The 13,003-nt window shown below is 30.2% G+C and carries 12 protein-coding genes and 3 pseudogenes; 2 read left to right on the top strand and 13 right to left on the bottom strand.

The genetic code is table 11. The annotated features are described in order from the left end of the window. Positions 1-7 precede the first annotated feature (7 nt). Together AC3WTI_RS21095 and AC3WTI_RS21090 are read right to left on the bottom strand one after the other, a co-directional pair. Positions 8-262: pseudogene (locus AC3WTI_RS21095) on the bottom strand (LPD1 domain-containing protein); the annotation flags it as partial. A 1,056-nt stretch (positions 263-1,318) separates the two neighbouring features. Then, on the bottom strand, positions 1,319-1,597 hold the full coding sequence (locus tag AC3WTI_RS21090) for a hypothetical protein (RefSeq protein WP_087953947.1): 279 nt from the start codon (positions 1,595-1,597) through the stop codon (positions 1,319-1,321). Positions 1,598-1,777: 180 nt separating this feature from the next. Here AC3WTI_RS21090 and AC3WTI_RS21085 point away from each other — a divergent pair, with 180 nt between their 5' ends. After that, the gene (locus AC3WTI_RS21085) at positions 1,778-1,942 is read left to right on the top strand and encodes a hypothetical protein (protein ID WP_097841313.1); all 165 of its coding nucleotides are present in this window, start codon (positions 1,778-1,780) and stop codon (positions 1,940-1,942) included. A gap of 1,063 nt (positions 1,943-3,005) precedes the next feature. Here AC3WTI_RS21085 and AC3WTI_RS21080 read toward each other — a convergent pair. The 7 genes and pseudogenes from AC3WTI_RS21080 to AC3WTI_RS21050 form a co-directional block, all read right to left on the bottom strand. Next, positions 3,006-3,287, bottom strand: a pseudogene (locus AC3WTI_RS21080) (hypothetical protein). Between the two features lie 641 nt (positions 3,288-3,928). Beyond that, the gene (locus tag AC3WTI_RS21075; RefSeq protein WP_097841312.1) at positions 3,929-4,177 is read right to left on the bottom strand and encodes a hypothetical protein; all 249 of its coding nucleotides are present in this window, start codon (positions 4,175-4,177) and stop codon (positions 3,929-3,931) included. A gap of 789 nt (positions 4,178-4,966) precedes the next feature. Further along, positions 4,967-5,626, bottom strand: a pseudogene (locus AC3WTI_RS21070) (YrrS family protein). A gap of 236 nt (positions 5,627-5,862) precedes the next feature. Next, positions 5,863-6,297 carry a sodium:proton symporter gene (locus tag AC3WTI_RS21065; protein WP_142305875.1) on the bottom strand — a complete coding sequence of 145 codons (435 nt, stop codon included), beginning with the start codon at positions 6,295-6,297 and terminating at the stop codon, positions 5,863-5,865. A 1,422-nt stretch (positions 6,298-7,719) separates the two neighbouring features. Then, positions 7,720-7,920: a helix-turn-helix transcriptional regulator gene (locus AC3WTI_RS21060; RefSeq protein WP_048530145.1), complete on the bottom strand. Its 201-nt coding sequence runs from the start codon at positions 7,918-7,920 to the stop codon at positions 7,720-7,722. Further along, positions 7,910-8,269, bottom strand: coding sequence for a DUF3796 domain-containing protein (locus tag AC3WTI_RS21055; RefSeq protein WP_097841310.1), 360 nt, complete (start codon positions 8,267-8,269; stop codon positions 7,910-7,912). Before AC3WTI_RS21055 ends, AC3WTI_RS21060 begins: the two co-directional genes overlap by 11 nt. A gap of 237 nt (positions 8,270-8,506) precedes the next feature. Next, the gene (locus tag AC3WTI_RS21050; protein WP_097841309.1) at positions 8,507-8,773 is read right to left on the bottom strand and encodes a hypothetical protein; all 267 of its coding nucleotides are present in this window, start codon (positions 8,771-8,773) and stop codon (positions 8,507-8,509) included. 401 nt (positions 8,774-9,174) lie between these two features. On the opposite strand from AC3WTI_RS21050, the gene AC3WTI_RS21045 reads away from it, so the two are divergent. Further along, the gene (locus AC3WTI_RS21045; protein WP_071758052.1) at positions 9,175-9,285 is read left to right on the top strand and encodes a YjcZ family sporulation protein; all 111 of its coding nucleotides are present in this window, start codon (positions 9,175-9,177) and stop codon (positions 9,283-9,285) included. Between the two features lie 419 nt (positions 9,286-9,704). Here AC3WTI_RS21045 and AC3WTI_RS21040 read toward each other — a convergent pair whose 3' ends face one another. The 4 genes from AC3WTI_RS21040 to AC3WTI_RS21025 form a co-directional block, all read right to left on the bottom strand. After that, positions 9,705-9,983, bottom strand: a complete 279-nt coding sequence (locus AC3WTI_RS21040) for an ArsR/SmtB family transcription factor (protein WP_492304465.1) — start codon at positions 9,981-9,983, stop codon at positions 9,705-9,707. Between the two features lie 1,396 nt (positions 9,984-11,379). Then, positions 11,380-11,982, bottom strand: coding sequence for a hypothetical protein (locus AC3WTI_RS21035; RefSeq protein ID WP_492304394.1), 603 nt, complete (start codon positions 11,980-11,982; stop codon positions 11,380-11,382). After that, positions 11,979-12,524, bottom strand: a complete 546-nt coding sequence (locus tag AC3WTI_RS21030) for a hypothetical protein (protein ID WP_097842124.1) — start codon at positions 12,522-12,524, stop codon at positions 11,979-11,981. The genes AC3WTI_RS21035 and AC3WTI_RS21030 overlap by 4 nt, the downstream gene beginning before the upstream one ends. A gap of 98 nt (positions 12,525-12,622) precedes the next feature. Then, positions 12,623-12,823, bottom strand: coding sequence for a hypothetical protein (locus AC3WTI_RS21025; protein ID WP_000879950.1), 201 nt, complete (start codon positions 12,821-12,823; stop codon positions 12,623-12,625). Positions 12,824-13,003: the final 180 nt, after the last annotated feature.

Below are 13,003 nucleotides of genomic sequence, written 5' to 3'. Positions count from 1 at the left end.
CCACTCCTTATATATTGTTTATTATGTATAGAACAACTACCTCCATTAAACTCCTTATACTTCTATTTAGATGCTTTCTTCGTTCTACTAACAGATATACAAAAGAATATATATCACAAACTAAATAATTGTTTTTATGTTCTTGTTCTAGCAAATCGGATGCTATCTATACTTCAAATGCTCTAGCAAATATCTCGTGATTTGTAGACCAATATTTTTTGATTTTCTTTTTATCTAATTTGATTGTTGTATCAAAGTATAGATACCTCAAAACTAGTATTCATTTTATATCTCCCTAAATAATAATTTGTGCCTAATGTAATAATGGATTTTACCAGCCAAACAGACTTTAAAACAACACAAAAAGGGCTTCTTCAAGTCGATTAAAAATGTGCACAGCTAATTAAATAAGCTTTATATACACTAATCGGCTCAAAGAAGCCCTTTCAGAATTAAAACAAGACATAACTTGCTTCTACAACTCAACCACAACGCATAAGGTGTGGGAATAAACGGAATCAAATAAACAATAAATATAGTTCCATATTAATAAATTCATACAAAGATTTCAACAACTTTATGTTCTCTTAATCCACTCCTTTCTACCTTTCAGTGAATATTTTTGTACTACCATATGTTTCTACCGTTTCAAATTACAATCCTAGATCTTGCTCTCTTATAACAGCTCGTGCATATCCCACCAATCCCATTAATTGTCCCTCTGATACTATCTAAAATTTATCATTTATATATTGGCTGACTTTTAGACAGACAAAAAGAACTTTTCTCTTTCGTTGGGTTCATTTGTTTAAATAGGCTAATCTATTAATTCTATTAAATTCATTAATTTGACTATACGATAAGTATTCTTAGTCTTCTTCTTCAGCCTTTTCTCTTCTTAAATAGCTTGCAAATCCGCCTTCCATTGCTTCAACAAATCCTTTTCACATCGTATCGAATTTTTCCCCCTTGAATTAAAATGTGAACCAAATAACTAGACTCTACCTATTTTTATAGATATCCTTTAATTCAAATATCCAATATGTTCATATTATCATATAATATATACGAATTTATGTTGTTCCTTCCAAATAAACCAAATCTATATTAAAAACTTCTATATACCCAAGAAGGTTTATCATGCTCAATTTTCATACCCCCCTCTTTTTAGGATTCTTTTTGTTTTTATACGGTTTCATCGGTATTATCTTTTTATTACTATTATTACTATTCCTTAACGCATAGGAACAAAGTGTATAAATATATGTTTAATGTGTGATTTCTACATAGCAAAGAAAAAGACCTCCGTTTTGGATGCTTAATGTATACTAATATTAATATTAAATAACTTCATTGATAGACTTTCTAGAACAATAAATATACTAGCTGAAACTGATCTATATCCGATATTCTTTCCTGTAACATTAATAGTAATCTCCTCTAAATGGGTTTTCACATCGTCTTTTTCAAAAATTTTATCTTCAACCTTTTCGACTATTGCTACATTATCCACTTCTTTAAAAGTTTTCAGTAATTTTGCTTCTAATAAAGTAAAATCAAAATTTTCATCTTTAACCACATCAAATTTAATTTTCATTTTTCTTTCCCCATTTTTAACTAGTTAATATGTAAACATCGATATAATTATATATATTTGTATTAAATAATTCAAAAAATATGTTTTGTTGACTTACTCATTGTTAACCCATCTAATAGAGAGAAATAAAATGGTGATTAATATATAATCAAACTATCCAAATATTAGGTGGTGATGCAAATGACGGAAACAATCCGAATTGCTCTTTTCTCTCTTGTAGGAATAAGTGCCATATTTACTGTAATCAAAGTATTTCCAAAACCAGAAAAAAGAAAGTTTTGGATTACATTCGAAACTTTAATTCTGGTCGGGACAGCCTGGATGCTAATAGGACTTCTTATGTAACCTGTATAATTAGTACACACCTCTTGAATGAAACTCAATATTCCGTCAATACTGTATATGACATTAGATTTTCTCCTTGTTCCCCCTTGGAGAACTGAGCAGTTAGCATTTGCTAGCTGTTCTTTTTTGATCCATCGTCACATTATGATGAAATGGTCATATATTATCTCAAAGCAAAAAACCCTAATTTATTTTTTAACATCTCACTTTTCCCTTAAAGAGTACTTTTTAAAGGTGCTCTTTTAAGGTTTACTAGAATAAAATTTAATATTTTGTCAATAATATAGATAGGCGATGGCCATAACACATTTAATAAAGTCCCTAACCTTTCTCCTTTCCCCTCTGGAGAACCAGCCGAGCAGTTAGTTTTTTAGCTGCTCTTTCATTTATGAAAAAAGATAAAATCCTTTATAATAATTTTTCTTTATTTCTCAATATAAAGGGCCTTGGATTTTTGTTAACAATCTTGTAGTATATGAACAAAGAGTAAGGTAAGAGTTACTCTTTGCCATTTTAGAAGAGGTCCTGTTGGAGACAACAGGGCCTTTTTACATATAGAGATAGTTTTGTTTAATTTTTCACCATTAACCACAAAAATATCTTATAATCGTTATATAATAAATTAATTAACGGATTAGGAGTAGATCAAATGCCAGTTACACTAGAACTTATTCTTTTCATTCTTCTAGCAATTAGTGCTGTTGGCTATTTAATAAAAGAATTTCAAAAAACTAGGAAAAGAACACTTGGAATTTTACTAGAATTCTTGGTCCTTTTCTGGTCAATATGGAGAATATCGACTATCATAATCTGATTTATAAAACATGAATTCCTGGGAATAAAGAGTAAGGTAAGGATTACTCTTTGCCATTTTAGAAAAGGTTCTGTTGGAAACAGTAGAACCTTTTTTCATGATTTAAAGGTTCTAAGAAAAAATGAAATTTTTACCACAAAGATAATTATTAAATATTTTACGCCCATACATTATAATGGAATAGTTATTGTATATTGGCATTAAGAGGAGCGACCTGATTAAGAGCTTCTCTTTTTTTATAAAATAGCATTATTGCAATCTCACTCTGTATACCTTCTTGATCTGCGCTTCAGGGAATCCCTCGTACACAGCAAATACTTCAGGAAACTGACTCAAACACATATCAATAATTATGTCATCTATAATTCTAATAAAGAACTACTTAACTTCACGTATGTAATCGTTGTGTAGGTAATAACTCCTAATCTTGCAATGGCGAGCATTTGCTTTTAAGACTTCATACAGCTTGATTTTTGTTTCATCTATATCAAATATTGATAACTGCCCTTCGATCTCAACCTGTTCAATCATTTTCCCATTCCCCTTTCAAATCAAATGACATTTTATTAGGCCTACTACGCCAATCACGTATAGACGACTACATATCAAGATGTTAAAATGTTATTGTGATTCTTATATAGTGTCATATACGACTTTTTCTTTGTTCATGGGGCTCTTACGTAGTAGTAAGAGCCCTTTTTTTATATAAATAGCCTATTAATTCATACATTAAAATATATAGTTGTAAAATTATTAGTTAAGTGCTAAAATTCCTTATATACTCCTTAGAGAGTAATCATGTAATAATTAACAAGAGTTTAAAAATTCTCGATTCTTAGCCCCTTAGAGCGCCCTCTAAGGGGCTGCAACAATTTAAATAACTTTTTTGATACATATTTATGAAACATTCATGTGTTATCTTCAGTAAGTTCTTTTTTATAATGTCGTGTGAGAAATACCTACCCGAAAAGCCCTAGCCCGTAATCTTAGGGCTTCTCCATTTAAATAATGGTTTTATGCACTTTTATTCTTTTCAAAAACAAAATATCCATTATACGCAAGATAGATAAAATATATTGTTGTTTCATTCGTAAAGCAACAAGCTCATGTAGAGACAATCCGTAGTCTATACGCTAGATGTTTTTTGGGGAGGGTTATCATATAGTAGTAGGTTAGCTTTTATTTGTTACTTTCTCCTCGACGACTTTATCGATAATATCATCAATAACTTCCATGCATCTTATAATAAAATCAGCATCCTCACGAGTAGTATCACTATTGCTAATACGTTCAATCACTTCTGTTCCATATTCTCTATCTTCATCTGTTTTTGCTAAATACCTTTTATAAGCTCTTACAACTAATATTGCTTCTTTTTGATCCATATCAATTTGGCATAACTCATCATCAAAATATTCCAATGAAATCCCTCCTGTTTGTAAATAATGAAGTACATTTAATTATATTACAATATATAAATTTATCGCTGTGTAATTTTTGTGAACTTGTGTAAAAGTTTAAATGTTCACGTTTACACTTTTACACATTAAGGAGGAAATAACGTAGAAAAATATGAAATTAGATACGAAAAGCGATATTTATGTGACTCTTGTGATGAAGTATTTATGGAAGGTGCATATAACAATTTATATTTTGATAACTGTGCGATAGAACAGGGCTTTTAGATTAAACAATATTTATTAGATATCCCGTTTTCAGTAGTATCGATACTACTGAAAACGGGATATAGTATCAAAATCAAAGGAGTGTGGAAATAAAAACGCAATATCAATAAGGGAACTAAAATATCTAATGGCTCTCAAAAATAGTATAGGAAATGTATATAAATATATTTAGTACGAATTTATTGTCACTTCACATATTTGTCTTAACGTATGTCTACCGTCTTTTTCTAATAATGTTACAGATTATTTTTGAAACAGTATTTTGTTACAGCTAGTTAAACCGCTAGGATATTTCATATTTTCAAATATAAAACGTAACAAAAACGGGCGTTTATGTTACAAATATCAACGAAAAACAAAGTTTGGTAAAAATTGTATTGCTATAACCTAATTTTGCACGTATCTCGGCGAAAAAAACAACAGAAATTTTATAAATAAATAACAAAAAGAGTCCTGATTGATACGGACTCTTTTTTGAGTTTTTACAAAAATAAACTTTTAAACACATAATTACATTTCTATTATTTATTTTACCACCTGAACAGATTCTGGTTTCCACCCCTGATTCTCTACCCAATCAATATTAACCTTATATTTTTTATTACTTTGCTTATCTCGTACATTACCGTAGGCTTTATTATTACCATTATTCCCAATAAAATCGAAAATCAATTGACTCTCTGGAACATCAACTGCATAAGAAATTGCTTTTTTCATCTCACTCCAATCTACTGTTCCTTCTTTAAATTTCATTTCAGGTTTTGCTCCTTGCTCTGTTCCAATTGGCTTTCAAGAAGAATTAGTTTGAGAACTTTTTTCATTAGATGCCGTTTTTTCTGCTTTTAGTTTCCCTTCTAACTGTGCTGCTTCTTTATCTCCACTTTTCTTCTCTTCTATCTGTGCTGCTTCTTTATCTTCATTTTTCTTCTCTTCTATCTGTACTGTTTCTTTATCTTCATTTTTCTTCTCTTCTATCTGTGCTGTTTCTTTATCTTCATTTTTCTTCTCTTCTATCTTTGTTGCTTTCTTTTCTTGAGCAATTGCTTTCTTTGATGCATCAGAAGGGGTAAACAACTGGTATGTCACTATACCAACTGTCACTAAAATCAAAGTAAATGCAATATTAAAAATCACCTTTTGACGACGATTCTGTTGTTTTTCTTGAAACCTGCTTACTTGCCCCATTCTTTAAACCTCCGTGTTTATTGTTTCCTCTACTCTTTATGCATTATCCCTATAATTCTTAATATTTTTATTAAATAATAGAAATGAACTACACTTTCCATACAGGATTTCATATCATAATAAAATTTGTTTTTTTCAAGCATCTGATGTATGTTACTCAAAATAATTTAATACATTAAAAATTGATAAGCTTCAGCACTTTAGAAACCTTCAATTTTATTCAAAGGTGATTCTAATTACGTCCATATTAGATCTTTTGTAGAAAGCTTTTTAACAATTAAGCCTCTTCTTCCCTTATTTATAATTTTTAAATTAAATTTCCCTCTATGGTATAATAAAGATGTTTTGTTTTCTAATGGGGTATGTCGTAAAATCAAAAGGGATTTTATCTCTTTTACCTTCTTTTCAGAGTAACTTTCACCACTAGGAAATTCTATTATTCCTAATGTAATCTTTAATTCGCTCTCATCAAAAGGCCACTCCTTATTAAGTTCCCTTATCTTTTGTATAAAACTTCTTTTGGTTTTTCCTATATAGAGCAATGTTTCATTCTTAGCATCTACTCTAGAGATTGTAAATATCCCCTTCTTAGAAGCTTCTTCTCTATTATACAAATCATTTATACTATACAATCCATACCATTTAATATGTACTGTTTCTAAGAATCTCAACTCATTTTTAGACAATATTATAATTTCTGAATGTTCAAATTATTACGGGTACATAGTCTTGATTACTTGAATTATAAATTGCGCTTTTCAATAATACATTTTATTATTGCTAATTTCAATATATAGTTTAATTACTAATCTATATAAAAAACAAAGTGATGTCGTACCTAATATTTTATTTTTTCACGATATTAAACTATCGTGAAAAAAGATAGAGCTTTATGGAATAAAATATAATGTGTATGTACATTTCTTTTAAAAGAAATTTTGTAGTTTGCAACTGAATTACAAAAAATATCGATTTTTGAAAACTAAATTATTAAAAAGGACTACATAGTTTAGTAGCCCTTTTTAAGTCCAGAAATCTGTATGATTGATGTTTTTACCTGTTAACCTCCGTAATGCATTAATAAGATTGCTTGGATTTTTAAATGAACAAAAAATATCTCTTACAAATAATGTAACAACTATTTAAGTGCAGCCTATGTTTTAGGACTCCTGATCAGTATTTTTGTTAGTGGTATTATCATTTTTCTATTTTAAGATATGATGCTCATATTAAATGGGATTGTAGCAGGAGCAATGGGAGGATTAATGGCATAATGATTGGTATTATGATATCTCAATCCGAATTGTATATCATTGTAATACTATTAATGAGATTGTTTTCAGCCACTTTGGTTACCATGAGTCGATGAATTCGTAGTCAACATATAAGAATCTACTTCCTTATTTTTAGGTGTCTTCACTACTACCATTCTATTGTTAATCGTATTACTCAATTACCACTGTGCATCAGCTTGATACAATTATATTAGATGAGGTCCAATACATATTATTAAATTTAAGATGGTTCAAGTCGGAGGAAGGACACTTAATGAGTGTCTTTTCTTTATTACACAATACCCAATTATACTCTCTTTTTTATAAACCTTATGCAATTATACATATTCACAAAAATTACACCAAATAAATATTACATATAGTAAAATAAAAATGTGAATACATTCTATAAAACAGATTCTTTTGATAGGCGCAACATACCAATTATTATAGAAGATGTGGCGTCACTCTAATACTGATCTCAAAACTCTTGTATTTTGTAAACTAACAATCTGGTGTATATAGACGATTCTGTTTTATAGGATGTGTTTATAAGTATAACAAAGGGATAATACGGATAAGTTTATACTAACTGAACGTGGTTCAAGTCGGAGGAAGGCACCTTAGGGTGTCTTTTCTTTATAAAAATCTAATTCACTTTTTCCTTGTATAATTGCTCATATTACTTATAACTTATATGCATTTTTATAAAAAATATTGAGGGTACCCCAAATGGTAAATACAAAGACCCCATTTAAAAAAATATTGAATAAAATAGAGTCTCTTGTTAGAAACCCGAAATTAATTTTTATACACAACCTATTCTTCAAACCAAAACAGAACTTCAATTGGTACTTTTAAAACCTTTGCTATATCATAAGTAAGTTTGAATGAAGGATTATATTTTCCATTTTCAAGATTGCCAATTGTTTCCCTTCTAACACCCACCTCTTTGGCTAAATCTTCTTGAGACATATTTAACCTAATTCTATATTCTTTCATTCTAGTCTTAAGTGGCATCTTGCATTCCTTTCTTTTCTCTACGCTCAAATATTTCTAAATTAATTATAAATGTACCTACAGGTATGCAAACTGAAATTATAACGAATAACCGAATTACATGTAAATTTTCTAATATAAAAACACTTAAGAGTAGTATACTGCCTAGTACTAGTGCTACGAAAAAAGCTCTTGTAGCAGCGATCCGAACATGCAGCATAAAAAGTTCATCTGGTACTACTTTTGCATATGTGAAGAAGAAAAAGAAACCGAAAAAATAATATGCCCATGAAATATCACCTAAAAATGTAAACGGACCTAAAAAACCAAAAAACCCAAGAAACCCTAAATATGCCAATTTATTTTTCATATAAACCTCCTATGTGATATATTTCGCTCTTAACGTTATAAATATATCACATAGATATGATAATAAAAAGGATTGAAAACAGTACAACTTCTTTATAAACGTCATGAATTCATCTGAAAGTTACACCAATATTACTTAACGTGGTAAAATAATAGTTGGATGGGAGTCCAATACATATTATTAAAATTAAGATGGTTCAAGTCGGAGAAAGGACACTCATTGAGTGTCCTTTCTTTTTTAACAATATTCAGGTTCATATAACCCGTATAACTGTCCACCCTTTGTAACAGTTCCTTTTAAATAATGTTTTATTCCACCTTTTATCACTACCATAGGCATATCTTCTTTTTTAGCATAAGGAAAAGCCTTATAATCACATGATGCAGCAATTGGCTTCTTACTACTATTCAAATTATTATCAGTATCTACAGCTGCGTATGCTCCTGTAGTACCAGATAGCATAAGCCCAGTTGCTAAAGCCCCTACTACTAATTTCTTAAACATAATAATTCCCAATCAAATATTTTTATAACTTGCACTTTAAATGTATCACTTTTGTATTTTTTGTAAATATTTTTCATATATAGAAATATTCGTTTTAATTTTAGTGATTTTTGGGGTTAATTTTATCAACTGTAAAAGAGAGGGTTTTAGAACAATATGTAATAATGCATAATATGTTGGTCAGATATTATGATATACTCACAAAGAGCTGATACAACATTTCTTTAGATTGGAAAACTAAAGTCTTATTTACCTATGGAAAAGGGGCCTAATGGCGTCTTTTCTTTATTTTCAAAAGGACCTGCTCATTTCTTTCTTCAAAACATAAGGTAAAACGAACCCGTTAAAATCCATAGAATGAATCCTAGTTTCCCCCCTTATCTTAAAGAGGAACTATTGTTATGGGATATAGTGGTAGTTGTGGCGAAGGCTGCGGTTTTGCTGGAAGATTTGCTTTATTAGTTGTATTATTTATTCTATTAATCATTATCGGATGCAGTTGCTTCTGCTAAAAAACTATTGGAAAAGACTCTTTAAGGTGTCTTTTCTCTTGTACATTATATCCATTATAAGCTCATTAATTTTTATTTATGTTTAATATAATCTCTGTAGTAGTTTACAGTAATACCTTATGTACATATCAAAAAGAAGTGATGCGTTAACATCCCTTCTAATACCTACTACCATCAGGGTAGTGATATATCATTTATTTTTTACGAATCCCATCCCTATCCTTCCAAATTGAAAGCAGGGATAACCAATTGCCTCCACAATAAACAGTTACCTTTATTCTTTCATATTGGTACAATCTCATTAATATAAAATAACCCACCTATTCTCCAAGGAGAACTATATGTAATTTTGCACTTGTACTTGTATACGATCAAATCATAACAAAACTTTAAGTATCATTTATATATAGTAATTAAAATTAACTTAATAGCCCTAAAACCTTAATAATTTCAATTGTTTTATCATCTTTTATTCTACAATAAAGCCTTTTCCCCATACGTTCACTAATTACAATATTTCCAGAAGTTAATTTACGCAAATGTTGTACAATCAAATCTTCCGGAATTTTTGTTTCCTTACTTAGATCAGAAATTGACAAAGATCCATATGATATCAATTTACAAACCATTGATAATCGAGTAGGATTCCCTAATAACTCTAAAACTTTTATATTTTCTGTATAGAAACTAATGTCCAAATCAAAAGCCCTTAGCAAATCTTCCACCCTCCTAAAATAAGACAGATAACAACCAGAATATCTTAACATAAAAACAGTACAAATAACCCTGAAATATATCAATTGTCCATTGAGAAAAATAATATTCGGATGAAATTCCAATACATATTTTTAAAGTTAAAGTGGTTCTAGTCGGAGGAAGGCACCTTAGTGTGGCTTTTCAATGAAAAACATCAAAAAAAACGGTCTAAATCTAGACCATTTTTATTTTATAATTACTTAAATTCAAATGTAATTCCGTTATTTTTTTCTCGATCTGCATCATCTGCTATCAGCCAAATTAATTGTTCCTTATGACCTTTAGCCAGTAACCATTTCAAGTTCTTTTAAACTATTACATATGTTTGTACCATGCTTTGTTAATTCGTTTAAACTCCATAGGTTTTGAAGTTTTAGACTTTTCCCTTAGTGAACTCAAATTATTAGAACATTCTACAATATTTAGACTGAATGTAGCTAATAAACAAAATATTATTAAATTCTTCAAATAGCCACTTCTAACTCTCTTTCGTATAAAATAAACACCTTCGAAATTATTCATATGAAAATCAAAAGAAACTTTAAATCAAAATAATTTTATCGTTTTCCGACAGAAGGCTCCTTCCTCAAAAATGTGAAGGTGTGAAACACCAATTTTAGGTGGGAGATGAATGTCGGTTGGCATAAGCCAACATGTTTGCTATCATTTACTTGTACAGATTGCTCTTTGAAAACTGAAGATATGAGGTTGGTTGCAGAAAAACGTTGCAACCGTAAAATCTTCAACGTTCTTTCGCCCCATACTTGCCGAAGTTGCGAAAACCAAGCTAAAGTAGGTAGTGTGGTGAGTCAACGTACAAGATACTTATGTTTTCACCGTAGGGACTACGGGTAGAGCCTGCTAAGATAACCGGTGGATACACCGGTGTTCGCAGGAATCTCCCACTTCAAACAGTCCGTAAGGACGTTAAGTGGTGAGTAGTTCAAATTAGATTAGATGGTAGAAAATATTCTTATACTCATAAATTGTTACATTTGAGCCTGCTAGTGGTACAAAAAGAAGCTATCATCTATTAAATAAAATTCAACTTTGTGTAAGGGTTAATACAATTCTCTATTTTTTCAATCGATAGAGAATGCAAAAGACATTTAATGCGCCTCATAAACTATTCCCTTTTTATCTCCTAAAACATTTCATTCTAGTAAAAATATATTTTTCAGCTTTAATTGTTCCTTTAACTTTTCCGCTTCGATAAAATGACTATTTAACTTCTGTAGCAAGCAACCTAGTAATTAATCCAATCATGCCAATACAAACAGCATATTAATAAGTTTCCCTACAATTACTGAACTACTTAGTTTTTCTTCTGTTTTTTATTTATCTTAAAGTAATCCATTCATAGCTTGCCCACTCTTTTGGTTTCTTATCGTACTTGATACGACCAGTCGTACAGAATGAAGCAATCATCCATTGTACACGGTTCATCTTTGCATACGGATCAATACAATCCTCTATTTTTTTCAATTGATAACCTGTACTATTTTTCTGCCAAATTGTATATAAACGAAGATGTGTTGTTGTAACTTGCCACTTTGAGATTTTTGTTAAATCTTCTTTTACTTTTCTTTCATACTCTTGTTTTACTACTTTATAACCCTTCTCCTTATTGATTAGTCCATTTGAGAATGCAAAAGGCATTTGATGCACCTCATAGACGGTTCCCTCTTCATCTCCTAAAATATTTGATTCTACCAGGAATATATTTTTTAATTTTAACTGTTCTGTTAATTCTTTTCCATTCCGATAAAATGATTTTTTTATCTTCTGTAGTAAGATAACCTGCACAATTAATCCAATTAATAAAGGATATGCTAATACCAATAACATATTAATAAACACGTTTAGAATGAGAACTCCTATAAGCACAAATATTGTAAAGTAAATATATTTTTCTCTTTGATGAATGATTTTACTGTTCAAGCCAAGATACCTCCGTTGTGATATATAGTAAACGCAACATACACCAGTGCTCCTAATAAAATAGAACAAGCACCTGGAAAGCTCTGTATCAGCTGTATATCTTTCCTAGGTAGTTTTGCACCAAACATAGAAGCAGCATGCTCTAATTGGTCTTTAATTGCTCCTATAAACCCCAAAATCTTAATTAATCGATACACACTAGCAATCCAAAAGAATAGTAAATGAAAAGCTGTTAGTGTAATTGCGGTAAACACAGCCGATTCTTCTACTACATTGCTAACATATAAAGCTACCACCACAAGCATTTTCGTATCACCAGGTGACGAAAATTTAAATATCTCTAACAATAAACCACATGCTAAGGCCATGCCTAGTACAATCGCAATCTCTTTGCCTGTTCTTATTCCAGCAAAATACGTGATTCCTATCCCCAAAATTAAGAATAGAAGATGCCACACATTCCTCGTTTTTCTATATTTCAAATCAGTAAATACGTTTAGGATCATGTAACTTAGTAGTAACCCTATAATATACAAAAACACTCTCTTCTCTCCTTTTCTGAATCCAAATACAATATGTTTTCTAAAAAAGGGAACTACTTCTAGTAGTAGTCCCCTTATGCTTACTATTAAATTTATATTTAGTTCCAAGAATCTACATCTGCATTTTTTGATGCTTTTGTGAATCGAGCTAGAATTGTATCATAGCCACCTTGAATTGCTTTCCATACAAATGGCCCAATTACTAATACGATAATTACAGCCAAGGCGATTAACATACCGTTTTCTGATGATAACTGTGAGTCTTCGTTTTTTAACCAATTTTTCATTTTCGCCAACATATTATTCTTTCTCCTTTATATATTGATTTTAAGAATTGAATAAATAAGGAATTCCCTATCTAAATCTTCTATTACTTATTCCAAGAATTTACGTCTGCATTGCTTGATGCTTTTGTGAATCGAGCTAGAATTGTATCATAGCCACCTTGAATTGCTTTCCATACAAATGGCCCAATTACT

It is taken from the genome of Bacillus sp. EB106-02-03-XG38 (assembly GCF_058792175.1).
The sequence above is the reverse complement of the archived record's forward strand: the minus strand, read 5'-3'. Positions and strand labels throughout refer to the sequence as shown.